The sequence below is a fragment of the Pseudomonas sp. SLFW genome, from assembly GCF_009905615.1.
Classification (GTDB): domain Bacteria; phylum Pseudomonadota; class Gammaproteobacteria; order Pseudomonadales; family Pseudomonadaceae; genus Aquipseudomonas; species Aquipseudomonas bambusae.
In genome coordinates, this window is the sequence record NZ_JAAAKW010000003.1 from 350,454 (window position 1) to 370,761 (window position 20,308).

A 20,308-nucleotide genomic window follows, 5' to 3' on the forward strand; every position below is an offset into this window, starting at 1 on the left:
CGAGTGGCGGCGTCTCAAGCCTCGTGGGCCGTGGTGCTGCCATTCGGTCGTCGGGACGGTTCAGCCCGACGCTCACAGCCCAAATACTGCCTGTGCGGCGCGGGCATTTTCTTTCTCTTTTGGCCGGTTTCTGCTGATATTCTGCATGCCTGTTTCACTTTTATAATAAAAAAGGGTCAATTCATGCAGGTCAAACTGAGCCCCATCGATCGCAAAATTCTCCGCCTGTTGCAGCACGACGCCGACCTGTCCGCCGCTGAAATCGCTGAACGGGTCGAACTGTCGCAGTCACCCTGCTGGCGGCGGATCAATCGTCTGGAGGAAGAAGGGGTGATCGAGCGCAAGGTCGCCCTGCTCAATCCCGCAAAGCTCGGGCTGACCATGACCGTGTTCGTCGATGTGAAACTGTCAGGCCACGGCCGGCGCTATCTGACCGAATTCGAGGCGGCGGTCATCGGTTTTCCCGAAGTCCTAGAGTGCTACACGATGGCGGGCGACATGGATTTCATGCTCAAGGTCGTGGTCCAGGACATCGCCAGTTATGAACGATTTCTGCGCGATCACTTGCTGCAAAGCCCCCATGTTCAGGAGGCGCATTCGAACATCGCGATGAGTGTCGTGAAGCGGACGACGGAATTGCCCATCGACTAGCCGCGCCAAGTAGCAGCGACGAGTGGCGAGCTTCAAGCTGCAAGAGGTGTTAGCGGTGAGCTTGAGTTCGCGGTGCCCAGATTGGCGTGCAGAGACTTTTTTCGCGCAGACGTGAAAAAACATTTGACGTGCAAATGATAATGATTATTATTGAGCTCAACCCGTCGCGAGACGGGCCGGTAAACCAGAAGCCTTAGGTCGGCTTCCGGATTATCTCCTCATCAGGCTAATCACGGTTTTTGACCCGGCTTTTTGCCGGGTCTTTTTTTGTGCCCTTTAAGGGTCTGATTTCGTGCTGCGGTTCGGTCGGGTGTTGCATCTTCAGGCTAATGAAGAGGGTGACTGCTTGATGGCGCGCATCATAGCAAAAGAAAAATGAGCGCTGAACCGGCAATGCGGTCAAAAACGACATATTTAGTAAAAAAGTCGAGGATAAACGACCTTTTACTTGAGAATGAATCTCATACCCACTAGCATCGACGAGCATCACGGACGATGCCCCCACGCCTCTGTTCAGCACGATGCTCCTCAGGATGATCAACGGATGACCGCGAGTGATACGCCATGACCCATCAGCTCAGCTCGATGTTTTCCTTGCCCCCTCGCCAACCCGACGTGCCTGCCAGCGCCGAGACCGACACCTGTCGGCGGCGGATTCAAAAACTCCCGCGCAAGACGCAGCAGGTCTTTCTGCTCAGCCGTCTCGATCAGTTGCCCTACACCGCCATTGCTCAGTTGCTTGAACTGGACATCGACTCGGTCGAGCGCAAGATCGTCCGCGTTCTCGTCCATTGCAGTCACAGCGCCGACGAAACCGCAGAGAAGGCGCTTCGCTGGTATGCCCACTTGCAGAGCCCCCTCGCCACCGCCAGCCAGCGCATCGAATTCCGCCACTGGCTCGACGCCGACTCACGTCATTTGAACGCATTCCAGGACGCCGAACGCCTCTGGCGCAGCCTGGAAGCACCCGCTGCGCTGATGGGCGCCAGCGGCTGGTACCGCCGCAAACGCCGGGTTTACATCGGCTGGCTGATGTTGACCGCCTTTCTGTGCAGCCTGTTGGTCACCGCTGAAGCCTTCACCTGAGTCCCATCAGCAACCGTTTCTGTCGCCGGTCCCCGACCTGATGCGTGTAAAGTAGCGGTTATAACAGCCCAGCAGCGCCCTCCTCATTTGATGGATACGGCCTGCCATGGCGCTGAGTTGGCACTTACGTACTCAGGACTTTTCCGTGATTCAGACCGCCCTCTCCGTTACCAGCGATTTCGACAGCGGCAACATCGTCGTACTCGATGCAAGCAGCCCTCAGAATGTCCAACTGGCCATTCGACCCGACACCCGCAGCCCGCATTTTCAGTGGTTCCACTTCAAGGTCGATGGCATGCAAGTGGGCGAACCTCACGCGTTCAGCCTGTGCAACGCCAGCGAATCCAGCTACAACCGCGCGTGGACCGGCTACAACGCCGCCGCCTCCTACGACCAGAAAACCTGGTTTCGCGTCCCTAGCCACTTCGACGGCAAAGCGCTGAATTTCGAACTGTCGCCTGAGCAACCACACATCTGGTTCGCCTATTTCGAGCCGTACAGCCGGGAACGTCACGATTGGCTGATCGATCAGGCGCTGAACAAGGCTGGCACTGAAGTGCTGGCGACGGGCAAAAGCGTCGAGGGCCGAGACATTCCGCTGCTGCGCAAAGGCGACGGTGCACCCGGCAAACGCAAGATCTGGATCATCGCCCAGCAACACCCCGGTGAGCACATGGCCGAATGGTTCATGGAAGGCATCATCGAGCGGCTGCAAGAGAATGATCCTGAGTTGCAGGCCCTGCTCGCCTCGGCTGATCTGTACCTGATACCGCACATGAACCCGGACGGCTCGTTCCATGGTCATTTGCGCACCAACGCCCAAGGCAAAGACTTGAACCGTGCGTGGCAGGATTCGACACCGGAACTCAGCCCCGAAGTGTATTTCGCCAGGGAACAGATGGAAAAATACGGCGTGGACATGTTCCTCGATGTCCACGGTGACGAGGAAATACCGTACGTCTTTACCGCCGCCTGTGAGGGCAATCCGGGGTACACCGAGCAGCAGAAGGCATTGGAAGCCGACTTCCGCGCTCGCCTGAGTGGCCTGACCAAAGACTTCCAGACCCGCTACGGCTACCCGAAAGGTCAACCTGGCAAGGCCAACATGAACCTGGCCTGCAACAGCGTCGGCGAGCGCTACAAATGCCTGTCGCTGACCCTTGAAATGCCGTTCAAGGACAACGACGATGCACCGGACATCGTCACCGGCTGGTCGGGCAGACGCTCGATGCAACTGGCCCGGGATGTGCTGACCGTGCTGGGGCAAATGGTGTCTGTGCTTCGCTGACAGCGCACGCCTTTCCCTGTGGCAGCCTGACGTGTCGGCGGTGGCGATCTCGCGAATCGCGCCGCCGGCTCGCTCACCCGTCCGACGAGCCTGCGCCTCACGTCTGGACGCCGAAACAATGAGCGCGCTGCGCAGTCGCACCTTTATAGGCCTATGAAGGAGCACGATCATGCCTCTCGAATTCAACAGCGACCACACCACCTGCACAGCGGTGGTCGACGGCACCCCCTACAGCAGCCCGATCACTGACGTGGTGATCACCACCAATGATGCGACCCACATGTCCGAAGCCAACATTCGCGGGCAGAAGGTGCCGATTACGGAAGCCGAAGCGGATGCGCTGACGGTGTATCTGGCTCAGGATCGCAGGCATCACACCGTGGGCGTCGAACCGGGTGAAGACTCGCCGGTGATCTGACCGCTACAAGATGACCTTCTGATCTGCTTTTTATCGAAAAAACTGCCCCTGTACTAAAAACAGTTGGGCGAGCATAGTTCGGGCATCTTTCCGAGTGAGCCCGCCATGAAACGCTATGAGAAATTCGCTGACGACATTGCCGAACTCATCCGTTCTGGCGTCCTGGCTGCGGGTCAACGAGTGCCGTCGGTGCGTTACGCCAGCCAAACCCACGGGGTCAGCCCTTCAACGGTTTTTCAAGCCTATTACCTGCTGGAGCGCCGAGGCCTGATCCGTGCACGGCCGCGATCCGGGTACTTCGTCAACGACAGCCTCGCCCCCGAAACGTTTGCGGCCCCTCGCTTTGAGGCCCAGCCCGTGTCGGGGCTCCCGCTGGAAGCCCACGTCAGTGAGTCCACGGAAGTCGATGTCAGCGAGCTGGTGTTCTCGGTGCTGGAATCGATCAAAGACCCGAACACCGTCCCATTCGGCTCGGCGTTTCCCAGCGCGGGGCTGTTCCCGTTGCAGCGCCTCGCCCGTTCACTGGCCAGCGCCACCCGTGACATGGACCCGAGCATGGTGGTCAGCGACTTATCGCCCGGCAACCCCACCCTGCGTCGGCAGATCGCCCTGCGCTACATGGTGGCCGGGCAGATGCTGCCGATGGAAGAGCTGCTGATCACCAACGGCGCGCTGGAAGCCTTGAACCTGTGCCTGCAAGCGGTCACTGAACCGGGTGACCTGGTGGCCATCGAAGCCCCGGCGTTCTATGCCTGCCTGCAAGTGCTGGAGCGGCTGAAGCTCAAGGCCGTGGAAATCCCCGTGCACCCACAGACCGGCATCGACCTCAACGTGCTCGAACACGCGTTGGAGCGCTACCCGATCAAAGCCTGCTGGAGCATGACCACCTTTCAGAACCCCACCGGTGCGACGGTGCCTGAAGCGCGCAAACGTGAACTGGTGGAGCTGCTGCGCAAGCACGACGTGCCGCTGATCGAAGACGATGTCTACGCCGAGTTGTATTACGGGCAGCACGCGCCGAAACCCGCCAAGGCCTTCGACACCGAGGGTCTGGTGCTGCATTGCGGGTCGTTCGCCAAGAGCCTGGCCCCCGGCTATCGCGTGGGTTGGGTGGCGGCCGGGCGTTATGCGCAGAAGGTCGAGCGGCTGAAAATCATGACCTCGCTGTGTGCGTCGATGCCGGCACAGGCCGCGATCGCCGATTACCTGCAACACGGCGGCTACGACCGGCACCTGCGCAAATTGCGCAACAGCCTGGAAGATCAGTTGCGCGCCATGCTCAGCGCCGTCGCCCGGTATTTTCCGTCGCAGGTCCGAGTCAGCCAGCCATCGGGCGGGTATTTTCTGTGGGTTGAGCTGCCTGAGCAGATCGATTCGTTGAAGGTGTTTCAGGTCGCCTCCGCCCAAGGCATCAGCCTCGCGCCTGGCCCGATCTTCTCCCCGACGCGACGGTTCAAACACTGTATCCGCCTGAACTACGGCAGCCCGTGGAGCGAGACGGCCGAGCGGGCGATGGAGACCTTGGGGAAGATCATCAAGTCGATGATGGGGTGACGATCAGAAGGGCACATGACCTGTGGGAGCGAATTCATTCGCGATACGTCGGTACAGACGACACCTCTTCATCGGCTGGACCCATTCGCGAATGAATTCGCTCCCACAGAGATGATCATCTCCAGGCGGGATGTGGGGAATATCCCGTCCTGTAGCAGGATCAGCGACCGCCACCCAGATCAATAAATGTCCCGGTCGAATACGACGCTTTGTCCGACAGCAGCCACAAAATCGCCTCTGCCACTTCGTCGGCAAGCCCGCCACGCCCCATCGGGATGGTCGGTTCGAGCTTGGTCACCCGTTGTGGGTCACCGCTCAGGGCGTGGAAATCGGTGAAGATGTAGCCAGGGCGCACCGCGTTGACCCGAACCCCCTCGCCCGCCACTTCTTTGGACAGACCCAGAGTGAAGGTGTCGAGCGCGCCCTTCGACGCGGCGTAATCCACGTACTCGCCCGGCGACCCCAGGCGTGCCGCCACCGACGAGACGTTGACGATGCTGCCGCCGTGGCCGCCGTGACGCGGCAGCATGCGCAGCAACGCGTGTTTGCTGCACAGCATAGGGCCGACGACGTTGCTCATCATGATCTTGAGCATGCGGAATTCGGACATGTTTTCGACCCGGGACTGTTCGCCCACGGTGCCCGCGTTGTTCACCAGTGCACTGATGCGCCCCAGCTCGGCGTCCACCTTGGCAAACAGACGAATGATTTCGTCTTCGTTGCTGACGTCCGCCTGAATCGCGATGGCATGACCCCCTGCCTCGCGGATCTGATGGCAGACGCGTTCCGCGGCGTCATGATCAGACAGGTAATTGATGCACACGCGATAACCTTGCGACGCCGCCAGAACTGCCGTGGCAGCACCAATACCTCTGGAGCCGCCAGTGATGAGGAGGTTTTTATCCATGGGAGTATCCGAATCAAAGCTCTAATCTTTTTCCGGGTTCTGCCAATCGCCAGCTGCATGCGCCGTCTTTGGTAGCGTCCCAGTGTTATGCCAAGCGTGAAACGTCAAACGGTGTTCTCGGAGACGCGGTTCTGCGCCGCGCTAATATCCGCCATGAAGCGGTCTGCTGGCAACGGAACACCCAGCAAATACCCCTGCAATGAATCGCACCCCAGCTCCGTCAGAAAATTCTGCTGGCTGCTGGTTTCTACGCCTTCGGCAACGATTCGCAGGTTCAATGCCTGCCCCAGCGCGACGATGGCCGAGACGATCGCGGCGTCGTCGCTGTCATGTTCCAGGTCGCGGACGAAGCCACGGTCGATTTTCAGCTCGTTGGCTGGCAACCGCTTGAGGTACATCAGGCTGGAGTAGCCGGTGCCGAAGTCGTCGATGGAAATGTCGACGCCCATCTCCGAGAGTTTTTGCAGCACGGACATGCTGGCGTCAGCGTCGCTCATGGCCGTGGTTTCGGTGATTTCCAGGGTCAGGCAGTTGGCGGGCAAACCGTGGGCCGCCAGCGACGTTGCCACACTTCTGACCAGCCCGGCGTGACAGAACTGCAAGGCCGACAGGTTGACCGCGATGCGCCAGTCGGTGTACCCAGCGTCGTACCAGACGCGCATCTGCCGACAGGCCTCATTGAGCACCCACTCGCCGAGGTTGATGATCAGCCCGGTTTTTTCCGCCAGGCCGATGAACGCATCCGGCATCAGCAAACCGTGCTCGGGGTGGTTCCAGCGCACCAGCGCTTCGGCCCCGACAGGCGTGCCCGACCCGGCCGCGAATTTCGGTTGATAATGCAGGCAGAACTGCCCTTCGCGCAGGCCGATGCGCAAATCCTGCAGCAATTGCAGCTGGTTGCGGGCGTTGGTGTTCATCGACGCATCGAAGAAGCTGTAGCCGTTTTTGCCCGCGCTTTTAGCGTGGTACATGGCCGCGTCGGCGTTCATCAGCAATTCCTGCTGGGTGCGCCCGTTACCGGGGTAAAGGCTGATGCCGATGCTCACCGTGACTTGCAGGTCATGGTCCTGCACGTTGAACGGCCTGCCCACCAGACTGACCTGACGGGACGCCACGGTGGTTGCGTCGTCGACTTCTTCCAGCTCCACCAGCAACACGAATTCATCGCCGCCGATACGGGCCAGCGTGTCATGGCGATGGAAGTTGTCGCGCATGCGCAACGCCACCTCACGCAACAGCTGGTCGCCGACGTGGTGGCCAAAGGCGTCATTGACCGGCTTGAAGCCGTCCAGGTCCATGAACATCAGGGCGAACAGGCCGCCTTGGGAATCCACCTTGCGCATGGCCTGCTCGATGCGGTCTGCCAGCAGAATGCGGTTGGGGAGCCCGGTCAGGGTGTCATGCAGCGCCAGTTGGGTCAGCTCGCGATTGGCTTCACTCAGTGACTGGGCCAGTTGAGCGGTACGGGCTTCGAGGCGCGCGTCGAGCACCGACGTCAGCAAGGTGATGGCCAGGACCGCGAGGGTGGTGATCAGCACCAGTTTGTCCAGGCCGTCCGTGCGCAGCCCCGTGGCCGCCGCGCCGCAGAAACTGCCCTCGGGAAAGTTGGCCGCCGCCATGCCGGTGTAATGCATGCCGACGATGGCGAAGCCCATGACCACGGCTGCCCCGCCGCGCATCAAACGGATATAGGGGGTTGCTTTACGCAATCTCAGGGCGATCCACAGCGCAGCGCCGGACGCCGTGACCGCGATGATCAGCGACGCGCCGAACAGCGTCGGGTCGTAGTCGATGCCCGGCAGCATACGCAGCGCCGCCATGCCGGTGTAGTGCATGGTGCTGATGCCGACGCCCATGGCCAGCGCGCCGAATACAACGTGCAGCAACGGCACGCGCTCATGGCTTACCAGCCACAAGGCCAGGCCGGACGACAGCACCGCCAGCAACAGGGAAAGGAGAGTCAGGGACAGGTCGAAGCCCAGGTCGATGGGCAGTTTGAACGCGAGCATGCCGATGAAATGCATTGACCAGACGCCAATGCCCATGGACAGCGCGCCGCCCAGAATCCACAAGGGTTTGGCTCTGCCTTTGGCGGTGGAAATGCGGCCCGCAAGGTCGAGCGCCGTGTACGACGCCAGGATCGCCACAAGGATGGAAACCAGGACCAGCGAAAAGGTGTAGTGTCCAATCAACATGGGCGTAACTCGCGACTCAACGACAAGGGCCAGATGGCCCCATGAACTCGGCGCAATTCTACCGAAATCCGCAAGAATGTCGCGTCAGTCCATCGAAATAATGGCACTGAGCCATTTAGCCCTTGCTCAGCGCCGGGTTATCTCCGGGTCACGCGACAGCCCGCTCTCGGCATTCCATCCACCGCCCAGTGCCGCGATCAATTGAACGCTGGCTATCAACCGGCTCTGCAACACATTCAGCACGCTGCGTTCGTTGCTCAATGCGGTGGTTTGCACGTTGACGACATCAAGATAGCCAATCAGGCCCGCCTTGTACTGGTTACTCGTCAGGCGCAACGAATCGCGGGCGGCGTCCAGCGCCTCGGCGCGCACCTGAGCTTCCTGCTCATAGACCCGCAGTTGCGCCATGTAATCTTCGACTTCCTTGAAGCCGTCGAGCACAGTCTGGCGATACTGGGCGACCGTCTGATCGTAGACAGCTTGGGTGCGATCCACCTCGGCGGCGCGCTGACCGCCGTCGAACAGGGTCATGGCCAGTTGCGGCCCCACCGACCAGAAACGGTTGGGCAAGGTGATCCAGTTGCTGAACGTACTGCTGCTGTAGCCGCCGTTCATGCTCAGGGTCAGATCAGGGTAATACGCCGCCTTGGCCACACCGATGTTGGCGTTGGCGGTCATGACCGAGCGCTCGGCGGCCGCGATGTCCGGGCGACGCTCCAGCAACTGCGAGGGCAGTTGTGCCGGAATCTGCGGCAAGGCCGGAATGTTCGTGGTCGGCGCCAGGCTGAAATCCGCCGGAGCCTGCCCCATCAACACCGCGATGGCGCTCTCGAACTGCGCCCGCTGCCAGGCGAGGTCGATGAGGTCGGCCTGTGTGCTTTTGAGTTGGGTCTGCGCCAGAGCAATGGCGTCACGCCCGGAAATACCGGCGCGGTATTGATTCTGCGTCAATTTGAGGGAGCGCTCGTAGGTCTGCACCGTGGACTCCAGCAGACGCTTCTGCTCGTCGATCACCCGCAATTGCAGGTAATTCTGCACCAGCTGCGATTGCAGGCTTAGTTGCATCGAAGCCAGATCAGCCAGACTGGCTTGGGCGCTGGCCTTGTCGGCTTCCAGCCCTCGACGCAACTTGCCCCACACATCAGCCTCCCAACTCACGCCCAGCTGCGCATTGTAGGTGTCGCGAATCCCGCTGCTGGAGCTGCTCAGGCTGGAGTTGCTGCTGCCGGTGCCCTGGCTCGAACGGTTCTTGCTGGTGGTCAGGTCCAGCGTCGGAAAGAACGCCCCTCGTGCGCTGCGCACCAGCGCCTCGGCCTGACGGTATTGCGCGTCGTACTGGGCGACGGTCTGGTTGGAGGTGTTGAGTTTTTCCACCAGCCCATTCAGTTGCGCGTCGCCGTAAATTTCCCACCACGCACCGCGAGCGATGGCGTCGCTGGGGTTGGCCTGGGTCCAGCCGTCGGCCTGCTTGAAGTGCGCGGGCGTGGTGACGTCGGGCTTCTTGTAATCCGGCCCGACCGCACACGCGCTGAGCAGCAACACGCTGAAGCTGACGGCGAAGAGCCGTCGCACGGGCAACGTCCGCTGTGGGGTCAAAAGGTTCTGGCGAAGGGTCATAGCGTTGTTTCCAGGGCAGCATCCGTCCGCACGCCGCGCCACTTATTGACGCGGTGACGCAGACGGTCGAGATAAAGGTAAACCACGGGCGTGGTGTACAGCGTGAGAATCTGGCTCAGGATCAGGCCGCCGATGATCGTCAGGCCCAGCGGGTGACGCATTTCCGCGCCCTCGGCACTGCTGAGCAGCAACGGCACGGCGCCAAGAATCGCCGCCAGCGTGGTCATCAGAATGGGGCGCAAGCGTTGCAGACACGCGTTGCGGATCGACTCCATGGGCGTCATGCCGCTGCCCCGCTCCAGTTGCAGCGCGAGGTCGATCATCAAAATAGCGTTCTTTTTCACCACGCCGATCAGCAGAAACAGCCCCAGCAGCGAAATCAGGCTGAACTGCCCACCGGTGAGGTAAATACTCAACAACGCACCGACACCCGCCGAAGGCAGCGTCGAGAGGATGGTCAGCGGGTGCACGTAACTTTCGTACAAAATGCCCAGCACCAGGTACACGGCTACCAGCGCACCAAGGATCATAAACGGCTGGCTCTTTTGCGTCGCGGCGAAGGCGTCGGCGGTGCCGGCCATTTTGGCAATCACGTCTTCGGGCAGCCCCAGCGCGGCCACTGAGCGTTCGATAGCGGCGTTGGCGTCATCGAGGCTGACGCCTTCGGCGAGGTCGAAAGAGATGCTTTCCGAGGCGAACTGGCCGTCATGGCTGACCCGGTCGTCTTCCAGGCTGCGTTCGTAATGGGCGATGGTCGACAGCGGCACTCGCGCGCCATCGGCGGTGATCACCTGCACCTGCTCCAGGGTGATCGGGTCCAGCGCGTATTTCGGGTTGATTTCCATCACCACCCGGTACTGGTTGAGCGGGTCGTAGATGGTCGAAATTTGTCGCTGGCTGTAGGCGTTGTTCAGCACGGTGGTCACCGTGTTCATGTCGATGCCCAGACGCTTCGCCGCGTCGCGGTCAACGATCAGGGTCACTTGCTGGGTGCCGCCGCCGTCACGGGCGTCGATGGCGGTCAGTTCCTTCAGTGTCTTGAACGCAGCGGCGACCTTCGGGTACCACTCGCGCAGGCTTTCCAGATCGCCGCTTTGCAGGATGTACTGGTATTGCGAGGTGGTCTGCTCACGGCCGCCGCCCAGTTGCAGGTCCTGATCCGGTTGCAGGAACAGCCGGCCGCCCGGCACCAGCGGCATTTCCTTGCGCAACCGCTCCACCACCTGCTCGGAGCCGATCTTGCGCTCGGAGATGGGCTTGAGGCGCACGATGATGAACGCGTTGCCCGTGCCGCCGTTGCCACCAATGAACCCGGCGACGCTTTCCACGGCCGGGTCCTTGAGCAGCGCGTCACGGAACACATTGAGTTTGGGCTGCATGACCGAGAACGACAGCCCATCATCGCCCCGCACGAAGCCGATCAACTGGCCGGTGTCCTGTTGCGGCAGGAAGGTTTTCGGCACCACCACGTAGAGCGCGATGTTCACGCCGATGGTGATCAGCAGGGTCAACAGGGTCAGGCGTCGGTGACGCAACGCCCAGCCGAGGCTGCGGTCATACCCGGCGACCATACGGTCGTTGACCCACTGGCTCCAGCGTTGCAAGCGGTTTTCCGTGCCTGGCACGTGAGGCTTGAGCCAGCGGGCGCAGAGCATCGGGGTCAGGCTCAGGGACACCACCAACGACACGATGATCGACACCGACAGCGTGATAGAGAACTCGCGGAACAGGCTTTCCACCAGCCCGCCCATGAACAGGATCGAGATGAACACCGCCACCAGTGACACGTTCATCGACAGCAGCGTGAAGCCGACCTCCTGGGCCCCGCGATACGCGGCCTCCATCGGCGGCACACCCTCGTCGATGTGCCGGGAAATGTTCTCCAGCACCACAATGGCATCGTCCACCACCAGTCCCGTGGCCAGAATCAGCGCCATCAGCGACAGGTTGTTCAACGAAAAACCATAGAGGTACATGATGGCAAACGTGCCCACCAGCGACACCGGCACGGCCAGCGTCGGGATCAGCGAGGCGCGGAAATTGCCAAGGAACAGGAACACCACCATGATCACCAGCACCACAGCGATCAACAGGGTCATTTCCGCCTCGTGCAGCGTCGCCTTGATGACTGGCGAGCGGTCCATCGCCAAGTCGAGCTTGACGCTGGCGGGGAGCACGGCCTGCAGCGCGGGCAATTGCGCCTTGATCGCCGCCACGGTTTCGATGATGTTCGCGCCTGCCTGCCGGTTGATCACCAGCAACACGGCGGATTTCTTATTGAAGAACCCGCTGTTGTAGCGGTCCTCGACCGAATCCTTGACCCGGGCCACGTCCTTGAGGCGCAGCGCCGCGCCGTTCTGGTAGCGAATCACCAGCGGGCCGTAATCCTTGGCCTTCTCCAGTTGATCGTTGGCCTGCACCTGCCAGTTGTGTTCGGCGTTCTCCACCGAACCTTTCGGACGACGCACGTTGGCGTTGGCAATCGTCGTGCGCACTTCGTCCAGCGACACGCCGTACTGGTCCAACAGCTTAGGCTCCAACTCGACCCGCACGGCAGGCAACGAACTGCCGCCGATCTGCACTTCGCCGACGCCATTCACCTGCGACAGGCTCTGGGACAGAATGGTTGAGGCCAGGTCGTACAGCTCGCCCTTCTCCAGCACGTCCGACGTCAGCGACAGCACCATGATCGGTGCCTGGGACGGGTTGACCTTCTTGTAAGTCGGCATGCTGCGCATCCCGCTGGGCAACAAGCTGCGCGACGCGTTGATCGCGGCCTGCACCTCACGGGCAGCGCCGTTGATGTCCCGGTCCATGTCGAATTGCAGAATGATCCGCGTAGTGCCCTGGCTCGAACGGCTGCTCATGGTGTTCACCCCGGCAATCGTGCCCAAGGAACGTTCGAGCGGCGTGGCCACGCTGGACGCCATGATTTCCGGGCTCGCGCCGGGCAACGTCGCCGACACCACGATCACCGGGAAATCCATGTTCGGCAGCGGCGACACCGGCAACAGATTGAAGCTCATGCCGCCCAATAGCATGATCGCCAGGCTCAGCAGAATCGTCGCCACGGGCCGACGGATGAAAGGCGCCGACAGGTTCATTAGAAGCAGCCTCGAGTTTCAAGCTGCAAGCTGCAAGAAAAAGCCGCGGCGCCGATCGGCTTGCAGCTTGCAGCTTGAGGCTCGTGGCTGCCGCTGATGCAGCTACGAAATTCGAGCGGCGAAGTGCAAGAAAAAGCCGCGCCACCGACCAGCTGGCAGCTTGCAGCTCGAAACTCGAAGCTGCCGGTCATACCGCCTCCTCAGTCTTACTCGACCGACGAAACCGGCCCCCCAAGCGATCGAAATACAGATAGATGACCGGCGTGGTGAAGAGGGTCAGGACCTGGCTGACCAGCAACCCGCCGACCATCACCAGCCCCAGCGGTTGGCGCAACTCCGCACCCGAGCCGGTGGCGAACATCAAGGGGATGGCGCCGAACAGCGCGGCCAACGTGGTCATCAGGATTGGCCGGAAGCGCAGCAACGCCGCTTCGTAGATCGCGGTCTGCGGGTCGATGCCCCGGTTGCGCTCGGCGTCGAGGGCGAAGTCGATCATCATGATCGCGTTCTTCTTGACGATGCCGATCAGCAGAATGATGCCGATGATCGCGATCATGCCCAGGTCGTTGCCGCTGAGGATCAACGCCAGCAAGGCGCCGATGGCCGCCGACGGCAGGGTCGAGAGGATGGTGATCGGATGGATGTAACTCTCGTAGAGCACGCCCAGCACGATGTACATGGTCACCACGGCGGCCAGCACCAACAGCAACGTGCTGGAGAGCGAGGCCTGGAACGCTTCGGCGGCGCCCTGGAATTCGGTCTGCACGCCAATCGGCATGCCGATGTCCTTCTGCACCTGCTGAATCACTTCCACGGCCTTGCCCAGCGCCACGCCGGGGGCAAGGTTGAACGACATCATCACCGCCGGGAACTGGCCGATGTGGGCGATGGCCAACTGCGCCTGACGCTGTTCCACTTTCGCCAGACTGGACAGTTTGACCTGGCCACCGTCGGTGGTCTTGACGTGAATCTGCTCCAGCGCCTTCGGCCCCAGTTCGCTGCCTGCCGCCGCTTGCAGCACCACGCGGTACTGGCTGGCCTGGGTGTAAATGGTGGAAATCTGCCGCTGCCCGAAGGCGTCATACAGCGCGTCGGTGATGGTCGAGACGGTCACGCCCAAGCGACTCGCTGCATCGCGGTCGATGTTGAGGTACACCTGCAAGCCTTTGTCCTGAAGGTCGCTGGCGACGTCGGTGAGTTCAGGGCGTTCGGCCAGCGCCTCGACCAGCTTGCCGCTCCACAGGCTCAACAGTTCGGCGTCCGGCGAGGACATGCTGAACTGGTATTGCGTGCGGCTGACGCGGTCTTCGATGGTCAGGTCCTGCACCGGCTGCATGAACAGGCGGATGTCCGAGAGCTGATCCACTTCCGGTTGCAGACGCTGAATCACCTCGGTTGCAGATTCACTGCGTTCGGCGTGTGGCTTTAGGTTGATCAGCATGCGCCCGCTGTTCAGCGTGGCATTGTCGCCGTCCACGCCGATGTAGGACGACAGGCTGGCCACGGCCGGGTCTCGCAGGACGATCTTCGCCAGCGCCTGCTGCCGTTCACTCATGGCCGCAAACGACACCGACTGCGGCGCCTCGGAAATGCCCTGAATCACGCCGGTGTCCTGCACCGGGAAAAAGCCCTTGGGCACGGCCAGGTACAGCAGCACCGTGATGCCAAGGGTCGCGATGGCGATCAGCAAGGTGATCGGCTGGTGTCTGAGCACCCACTGCAACTTGCGACCATAGGCCTCCACCAGCCAATCGATCCACACGCCGCTGGCGCGGTAGAAACGGCCCTGCTCTTCTTCCTTCGGTTCACGCTTGAGCAAGCGGGCACACATCATCGGCGTCAGGGTCAGGGACACCACCAGCGAAATCAGGATCGCCACGGCCAGGGTGATGGCGAACTCGCGGAACAGCCGCCCCACCACGTCCGCCATGAACAGCAGCGGAATCAGCACGGCAATCAGCGAGACGGTCAGCGACACCAACGTGAAGCCGATCTGCTTCGCGCCCTTGAGCGCCGCCTGCAATGGAGTCTCGCCCTCCTCCAGGTGCCGGGAAATGTTTTCCAGCATGACGATGGCGTCGTCCACCACGAAACCGGTGGCGATGGTCATGGCCATCAGGGTCAGGTTGTTGACCGAAAAGCCTGCAAGGTACATCACACCAAAGGTGCCGATCAGCGACAGCGGCACGGCCACCGACGGAATGATCGTCGCGCTGAAACGGCGCAGGAACAGGAACGTCACCAGCACCACGAGCGCGATGGACACGAGCAATTCGTGCTGCACGTCGCTCACCGAAGCGCGGATGGTCTGGGTGCGGTCGGTCAATACCACCACTTCCAGACCGGCCGGCAGGTTGTTGGTGATGCTCGGCAACAGCGCCTTGATCCGGTCCACCACCTCGATGACGTTGGCCCCCGGCTGACGCTGGATGTTCAGCAGCACGGCCTGGTTCTCATTGGCCCACGCGGCGAGGCGTTCGTTTTCGGCGCCGTCGACAATCTGCGCCACGTCTTTCAGACGCAGCGGCCCGCCGTTGCTGTAGGCGAGGATCAGGTTGGCGTACTCCTCGGGAGACTTGAGCTGGTCGTTGGCGTCGAGCATCGACACCCGGGTCGGACCGTCAAAGTTACCCTTGGGGGTGTTGACGTTGGAGGCGCTGACCAGCGTACGCACGTCCGACAGGTTCAGGCCATTGGCGGCCAGCGCATCCGGGTTGACCTTGATCCGCACGGCCTGGCGCTGACCGCCCGCGATGGTGACCATGCCCACGCCGCTGATCTGCGAGATTTTCTGCGCCATGCGCGTGTCGACCAGGTCGTTGAGCTTGGGCAGCAGCATGGTTTTCGAGGTGATCGCCAGGGTCAGCACCGGAGTGTCCGCCGGGTTGACCTTGTTGTAGGTCGGCGGCGCGGGCAGATCATTGGGCAGCAGGTTGGTTGCGCCGTTGATCGCGGCCTGCACTTCCTGCTCGGCGACGTCCATGTTGATGTCGAGACTGAAACGCAGGGTGATCACCGACGCGCCGCCGGAACTGGTAGAGGCCATTTGCGTCAGGCCCGGCATCTGGCCGAACTGGCGCTCCAGCGGCGCCGTCACGGCACTGGTCATCACCTGCGGGCTGGCGCCGGGGTACAGCGTCATGACGCGAATGGTCGGGTAATCCACCTGCGGCAGCGCCGACACCGGCAATAGCGTGTACGCGATCAGGCCGGCCAACACGATGGCCAGCATGCTCAGCGTCGTGGCGACGGGCCTGAGGATGAACAGGCGGGACAGGTTCATACGTTGCCTTTTTTCGCGGCGTCGGCGCTGGCCGATTCACCGGACTCCTTGGACGGTTGCCCTTGCAGTTTTTCGCCCGGCGTCACCGGCACGTCCTTGCTGTCGTTGACCACTTCCACCGTACTGCCGTCTTTCAGGCGGTCGGTGCCTTCCAGCACCACGCGGTCGCCAGCGGCCAGGCCTTCTGTGATCACGGTGGCGTTTTCATCGCTCGGCCCGGTTTTCAGCGGACGGATGCGGACTTTCTTGTCGCCGTCCATGACGTAGACGAAGGTGCCGTTGACCCCGAACTGCACCGCCGCAGACGGGACCAGCACGACGTTTTTCAGGGTGGTGGCCAGCAGGCGGGCGTTGACGAACTGATTGGGGAACAGCGCTTCGTTGTCGTTATCGAAGCGGGCCTTGAACTTCAGGGTGCCGGTGGTGATGTCGATCTGGTTATCGATGCTCGCCAAAAAACCCTTGGCCTGCAATTTCACGTCGCCCCGGTCCCACGCTTCGACCAGCAGTTTTTCACCGGTGCGGTAATGGCTGATCACGTCCGGCAGGTCTTTTTCCGGCAGGGTGAAATTGACGGAGATCGGCTTGGTCTGGGTGATCACAGCGAGTGCCGTGGTGTCGTTGGCCGCCACCAGGTTGCCGACGTCCAGTTGGCGCAGGCCGATGCGGCCGGAGATCGGTGCACGGATCTGGGTGAAGTCGAGGTTGAGTTTGGCGTCGCCGACGGCGGCCTGATTGGTCTTGATGGTGCCCAGATATTGGCCCACCTGGGACTCGGCGGTGTCCAGCGTCTGCTTGGCGATGCTGTCTTCTTTATAGAGGTCGCGATACCGCTGGACGTCGATCTGCGCGTTTTTCAACAGCGCCTGATTCTGCATCAGCGTGCCTTCGGCCTGCTGAAGGGCGATCTGGTAGCTGCGTGGGTCGATGACCGCGAGCAAATCACCGGCCTTTACTTGCTGGCCTTCCTGGAAGTTAATCTTCATCAGTTCACCCGCCACCCGGCTGCGGACGTTGATGGTGTTGAGCGCGGTGACGGTGCCCAGCGCCTTATAATAGATCGGGAAATCACCGGTGCTCGCCGGGGCGACGCGGACCGGCACAGGTCCGGTGGAACCGCCGAAGCCAGGCCGTGGCGCGCCGGTCTTGCCCGTGCCGCTACGACCCGAGCCTCTGTGGGCCTGTTCGCTCTTTTGCGCCGTCGCGTCGGTCTTGGCTGCCGAGCCGGGCCAGAAATGCCAGCAAACGGCGGCAACAATCACTAAGACCAACAGGCTGATCAGCCAGCGACGGGAACTGCGAGGAGCGGACGATTGCATGAATAAAAAGACCAGAGTGCGCGGGAGGCTGAACAATAAGCATAGTTAGGTGCCAAGCAAAGGGCCTTTACCGGCAATTTACCCAACGCTCACGTGGCTAACGTGCTGAACTGCAAATGAAAACGGCCTGATCGAGTCAGGCCGTCTTGTGTTGCGAAGTATTACCGGTAACGGTCCGGCAATACCTGGCAGCGTGTTACTTGAGAACGGACAGCGCCGCGTCGTAGTTCGGCTCCTGACCGATTTCCGGCACCAGCTCGCTGTGCAGGACGGTGTTGTTTTCGTCCAGCACCACGACCGCACGGGTGGTCAAGCCGACCATTGGGCCGTCAGCGATGGCAACGCCGTAGTTCTCCAGGAACTCGGCGCCGCGCATGGTGGACAGGTTTTTCACGTTTTCCAGCCCTTCGGCGCCGCAGAAACGGGCCTGAGCGAACGGCAGGTCAGCCGAAATGCACAGCACGACGGCATTGTTCAGGTCATTGGCCTGGGCGTTGAATTTGCGCACCGAGGTGGCGCAGGTCGGGGTGTCGACGCTTGGGAAGATGTTCAGCACTTTGCGCTTGCCAGCAAAGGTGTCCAGGGTGACGTCAGACAGGTCGGCGCCGACCAGTTTGAAGGCCGGGGCCTTGCTGCCGACTTTTGGCAGTTCGCCGCTGATTTGTACCGGGGAGCCTCTACGAGTCACTTGAGCCATGAGCTGAGTCCTTATTCTGAGGTGGCAGGTTCGGTGTACGACAAGACCGGAAGTTAACCACGAAACCGGTTAGCGACCTACCGGTATACACGAAAATGTTGCCGATTGAGGTGTCGGGCACGGTCAGTCCGCGGGTTTGTCCAGCAGGCCCGGCGTGGCACACAATTCGACCATCCAGTCGACGAACACCCTCACCCGCCGCGACATCTGGCGGTGCGCCGGGTACAGCGCGGTGAGGGGCAATCGGGGCTGAGGATGATCGCTCAACACTTCGACCACTTCGCCGCGCTGCAAGGCCTCGGCGGCGTGATACCAGGGCGTCTGCACCAGACCGTAGCCCGCCGCGCACGCCGCCAGATAGCCGTCGGCGCTGTTGGTCGCCAGGGTCTTGGGCAAGCTGAGCTCCTGATCCCTGCCGTCAATGACGAATTCGAGCCCATAGCGTTTACTCGATGTCGCGGAAAAATATTCGATGACCTTGTGCCGCTTCAGGTCCTCCAGGGTCAGCGGCGTGCCGTGACGTTCCAGGTACGCCGGGCTGGCGCACACCACTTGCCGCATCTGTGCCAACGGGCGCGCCACCAGCGAATGGTCCAACGCCTGCCCGCCCCGGATCACGCAATCGACGCCGTCGCGAATCAGGTCCACCGGTCGATCGCTCACGCCCACTTCCATCTCCAGACCGGGATAACGCTCCGTAAAGGCTGGCAGCGCAGGCATGAGGATCAGCCGCCCCACGCCCGACGGCATGTCCACCCGCAGCACGCCTTCCGGGGCTTTGGCGCTGGAGGAAAAGATCGACTCGGTGTCGTCCAGGTCATTGAGCAGGCTGACGCAGCGCTCGTAATACGCCTGCCCGTCGGGCGTTGGCGTGACTTGCCGGGTGGTGCGCCGAAGCAACTGCACGCCGAGGTGCGCTTCGAGCTGTTTGATCAAGATCGTCACTGACGCCCGAGGCATGTGCAGGCTGTCGGCAGCCTTGCCGAAACCGCCCAGGTCGACAATGCGGGTGAACGCGCGCATGGCATTGAAACGGTCCATCGTGGCTCCGGCGGTCAGGGATTGTTTAGAAAAAGCCAACAGTGAAAGCACTTTTAGCCGGTTTATCCCGCCTCTGTCGAGGGGCACCATGGGTGAGTCTTGAAACCGTTCGACATTCAAAAGGAACGCAGCATGCAAACGCGTCAACTGGGCAAAAACGGACCTCAGGTATCGGCCGTCGGGCTGGGCTGCATGGGCATGACCGATTTCTACACCACCGGCGGCGACACACAGGAAGCCATTGCGACGATTCACCGCGCGCTGGAACTGGAGGTCACGCTGTTCGACACCGCCGACATGTACGGCCCGCACACCAACGAAGAACTGCTGGGCAAGGCACTGGTCGGCAAGCGGGATCAGGCGTTCATCGCCAGCAAGTTCGGCATCGTGCGCACCCCGGGGGATGCCGGTGCCCGTGGCGTCGACGGCAGCCCGGAATACATTCGCAACGCCATCGATGGCACGTTAAAGCGATTGAAGATCGACACGCTGGATTTGTACTACCAGCACCGGATCGATCCGAAGATTGCCATCGAAGAATCGGTGGGCGCCATGGCCGAGCTGGTCAAGGCCGGTAAAGTCCGTTACCTGGGGCTGAGCGAAGCGTCGGCGGCCACGCTGGAACGCGCGCACAAGGTCCATCCGATTGCCGCCCTGCAGACCGAATACTCGCTATGGAGCCGGGAGCCGGAAGAAAACGGCGTGCTGGAAACCTGTCGCAAACTGGGCATCGCGTTCGTGCCCTACAGCCCGTTGGGCCGTGGCTTCCTCACCGGCACCCTGAAAAGCCCCGACGACTTCGCGGCCGACGACTACCGCCGCAGCAGCCCGCGTTTTCAGGGCGAGAACTTTGCGAAAAACCTTCGGTTGGTGGAAAAGGTCCAGCAACTGGCGGCGGACAAAGGCATCAGTGCGGGGCAACTGGCATTGGCTTGGGTGCTGGCCCAGGGCAACGACGTGATCCCGATCCCAGGGACCAAGCAGCGTAAATACCTGGAAGAAAACGCAGCAGCGCTGGACGTGAAGCTTAGCGCCGGTGAGTTGCAGGCGCTGAAGGATTTGTTCCCGGTGGAAGCGGTGTCCGGTGGGCGGTATCCGGAAGCGGCGATGAAGTTGGTGAATGGTTAGCAGTGAGCACCTGTGAGAGT

16 protein-coding genes are annotated in these 20,308 nt (G+C 61.5%); 6 read left to right on the forward strand and 10 right to left on the reverse strand.

The window, feature by feature from the left end; all coding sequences use genetic code 11:
- The first annotated feature begins 183 nt into the window (after nucleotides 1-183).
- Nucleotides 184-651 (forward strand): Lrp/AsnC family transcriptional regulator, encoded by a 468-nt coding sequence (locus tag GVN17_RS07470; protein ID WP_166594587.1) that lies wholly within the window; start codon nucleotides 184-186, stop codon nucleotides 649-651.
- Nucleotides 652-877: 226 nt separating this feature from the next.
- Here GVN17_RS07470 and GVN17_RS07475 read toward each other — a convergent pair whose 3' ends face one another.
- The gene (locus GVN17_RS07475) at nucleotides 878-1,171 is read right to left on the reverse strand and encodes a hypothetical protein (RefSeq protein ID WP_166594588.1); all 294 of its coding nucleotides are present in this window, start codon (nucleotides 1,169-1,171) and stop codon (nucleotides 878-880) included.
- A 44-nt stretch (nucleotides 1,172-1,215) separates the two neighbouring features.
- On the opposite strand from GVN17_RS07475, the gene GVN17_RS07480 reads away from it, so the two are divergent.
- From GVN17_RS07480 to mapR, 4 genes are all read left to right on the forward strand, one after another.
- Nucleotides 1,216-1,737 (forward strand): DUF4880 domain-containing protein, encoded by a 522-nt coding sequence (locus GVN17_RS07480; protein ID WP_166594589.1) that lies wholly within the window; start codon nucleotides 1,216-1,218, stop codon nucleotides 1,735-1,737.
- 106 nt (nucleotides 1,738-1,843) lie between these two features.
- Entirely contained in the window at nucleotides 1,844-3,025 is a 1,182-nt protein-coding gene (locus GVN17_RS07485) for a M14-type cytosolic carboxypeptidase (RefSeq protein ID WP_166594590.1), read from the forward strand.
- Between the two features lie 169 nt (nucleotides 3,026-3,194).
- On the forward strand, nucleotides 3,195-3,443 hold the full coding sequence (locus GVN17_RS07490) for a DUF3203 family protein (protein WP_166594591.1): 249 nt from the start codon (nucleotides 3,195-3,197) through the stop codon (nucleotides 3,441-3,443).
- Between the two features lie 105 nt (nucleotides 3,444-3,548).
- The gene (gene mapR, locus GVN17_RS07495; protein WP_166594592.1) at nucleotides 3,549-4,997 is read left to right on the forward strand and encodes a GntR family transcriptional regulator MpaR; all 1,449 of its coding nucleotides are present in this window, start codon (nucleotides 3,549-3,551) and stop codon (nucleotides 4,995-4,997) included.
- Nucleotides 4,998-5,157: 160 nt separating this feature from the next.
- Here mapR and GVN17_RS07500 read toward each other — a convergent pair whose 3' ends face one another.
- From GVN17_RS07500 to GVN17_RS07540, 9 genes are all read right to left on the reverse strand, one after another.
- On the reverse strand, nucleotides 5,158-5,904 hold the full coding sequence (locus tag GVN17_RS07500; protein WP_166594593.1) for an SDR family oxidoreductase: 747 nt from the start codon (nucleotides 5,902-5,904) through the stop codon (nucleotides 5,158-5,160).
- Nucleotides 5,905-6,008: 104 nt separating this feature from the next.
- Nucleotides 6,009-8,099, reverse strand: coding sequence for a bifunctional diguanylate cyclase/phosphodiesterase (locus GVN17_RS07505; protein ID WP_166594594.1), 2,091 nt, complete (start codon nucleotides 8,097-8,099; stop codon nucleotides 6,009-6,011).
- 126 nt (nucleotides 8,100-8,225) lie between these two features.
- Complete coding sequence (locus GVN17_RS07510) at nucleotides 8,226-9,716, reverse strand: efflux transporter outer membrane subunit (RefSeq protein ID WP_166594595.1); 1,491 nt, start codon at nucleotides 9,714-9,716, stop codon at nucleotides 8,226-8,228.
- Nucleotides 9,713-12,820, reverse strand: a complete 3,108-nt coding sequence (locus GVN17_RS07515; RefSeq protein ID WP_166594596.1) for an efflux RND transporter permease subunit — start codon at nucleotides 12,818-12,820, stop codon at nucleotides 9,713-9,715. Before GVN17_RS07515 ends, GVN17_RS07510 begins: the two co-directional genes overlap by 4 nt.
- Entirely contained in the window at nucleotides 12,820-13,011 is a 192-nt protein-coding gene (locus GVN17_RS07520) for a hypothetical protein (protein WP_166594597.1), read from the reverse strand. The genes GVN17_RS07515 and GVN17_RS07520 overlap by 1 nt, the downstream gene beginning before the upstream one ends.
- Nucleotides 13,008-16,103, reverse strand: a complete 3,096-nt coding sequence (locus GVN17_RS07525) for an MdtB/MuxB family multidrug efflux RND transporter permease subunit (protein WP_166594598.1) — start codon at nucleotides 16,101-16,103, stop codon at nucleotides 13,008-13,010. The genes GVN17_RS07520 and GVN17_RS07525 overlap by 4 nt, the downstream gene beginning before the upstream one ends.
- On the reverse strand, nucleotides 16,100-17,422 hold the full coding sequence (locus GVN17_RS07530; RefSeq protein WP_166594599.1) for an MdtA/MuxA family multidrug efflux RND transporter periplasmic adaptor subunit: 1,323 nt from the start codon (nucleotides 17,420-17,422) through the stop codon (nucleotides 16,100-16,102). The genes GVN17_RS07525 and GVN17_RS07530 overlap by 4 nt, the downstream gene beginning before the upstream one ends.
- 196 nt (nucleotides 17,423-17,618) lie before the next feature.
- On the reverse strand, nucleotides 17,619-18,119 hold the full coding sequence (gene tpx, locus GVN17_RS07535; protein WP_166594600.1) for a thiol peroxidase: 501 nt from the start codon (nucleotides 18,117-18,119) through the stop codon (nucleotides 17,619-17,621).
- 123 nt (nucleotides 18,120-18,242) lie between these two features.
- On the reverse strand, nucleotides 18,243-19,160 hold the full coding sequence (locus GVN17_RS07540; RefSeq protein WP_166594601.1) for a LysR family transcriptional regulator: 918 nt from the start codon (nucleotides 19,158-19,160) through the stop codon (nucleotides 18,243-18,245).
- Nucleotides 19,161-19,292: 132 nt separating this feature from the next.
- Here GVN17_RS07540 and GVN17_RS07545 point away from each other — a divergent pair, with 132 nt between their 5' ends.
- The gene (locus GVN17_RS07545) at nucleotides 19,293-20,288 is read left to right on the forward strand and encodes an aldo/keto reductase (RefSeq protein WP_166594602.1); all 996 of its coding nucleotides are present in this window, start codon (nucleotides 19,293-19,295) and stop codon (nucleotides 20,286-20,288) included.
- Nucleotides 20,289-20,308: the final 20 nt, after the last annotated feature.

Excerpts from the sequence above, each read along its gene's own strand:
- GVN17_RS07470 (WP_166594587.1), top strand. The coding sequence starts at position 184 with ATGCAGGTCAAACTGAGCCCCATCGATCGCAAAATTCTCCGCCTGTTG.
- GVN17_RS07480 (WP_166594589.1), top strand. The coding sequence starts at position 1,216 with ATGACCCATCAGCTCAGCTCGATGTTTTCCTTGCCCCCTCGCCAACCC.
- GVN17_RS07485 (WP_166594590.1), top strand. The coding sequence starts at position 1,844 with ATGGCGCTGAGTTGGCACTTACGTACTCAGGACTTTTCCGTGATTCAG.
- GVN17_RS07490 (WP_166594591.1), top strand. The coding sequence starts at position 3,195 with ATGCCTCTCGAATTCAACAGCGACCACACCACCTGCACAGCGGTGGTC.
- mapR (WP_166594592.1), top strand. The coding sequence starts at position 3,549 with ATGAAACGCTATGAGAAATTCGCTGACGACATTGCCGAACTCATCCGT.
- GVN17_RS07500 (WP_166594593.1), bottom strand. The coding sequence starts at position 5,904 with ATGGATAAAAACCTCCTCATCACTGGCGGCTCCAGAGGTATTGGTGCT.
- GVN17_RS07505 (WP_166594594.1), bottom strand. The coding sequence starts at position 8,099 with ATGTTGATTGGACACTACACCTTTTCGCTGGTCCTGGTTTCCATCCTT.
- GVN17_RS07510 (WP_166594595.1), bottom strand. The coding sequence starts at position 9,716 with ATGACCCTTCGCCAGAACCTTTTGACCCCACAGCGGACGTTGCCCGTG.
- GVN17_RS07515 (WP_166594596.1), bottom strand. The coding sequence starts at position 12,820 with ATGAACCTGTCGGCGCCTTTCATCCGTCGGCCCGTGGCGACGATTCTG.
- GVN17_RS07520 (WP_166594597.1), bottom strand. The coding sequence starts at position 13,011 with ATGACCGGCAGCTTCGAGTTTCGAGCTGCAAGCTGCCAGCTGGTCGGT.
- GVN17_RS07525 (WP_166594598.1), bottom strand. The coding sequence starts at position 16,103 with ATGAACCTGTCCCGCCTGTTCATCCTCAGGCCCGTCGCCACGACGCTG.
- GVN17_RS07530 (WP_166594599.1), bottom strand. The coding sequence starts at position 17,422 with ATGCAATCGTCCGCTCCTCGCAGTTCCCGTCGCTGGCTGATCAGCCTG.
- tpx (WP_166594600.1), bottom strand. The coding sequence starts at position 18,119 with ATGGCTCAAGTGACTCGTAGAGGCTCCCCGGTACAAATCAGCGGCGAA.
- GVN17_RS07540 (WP_166594601.1), bottom strand. The coding sequence starts at position 19,160 with ATGGACCGTTTCAATGCCATGCGCGCGTTCACCCGCATTGTCGACCTG.
- GVN17_RS07545 (WP_166594602.1), top strand. The coding sequence starts at position 19,293 with ATGCAAACGCGTCAACTGGGCAAAAACGGACCTCAGGTATCGGCCGTC.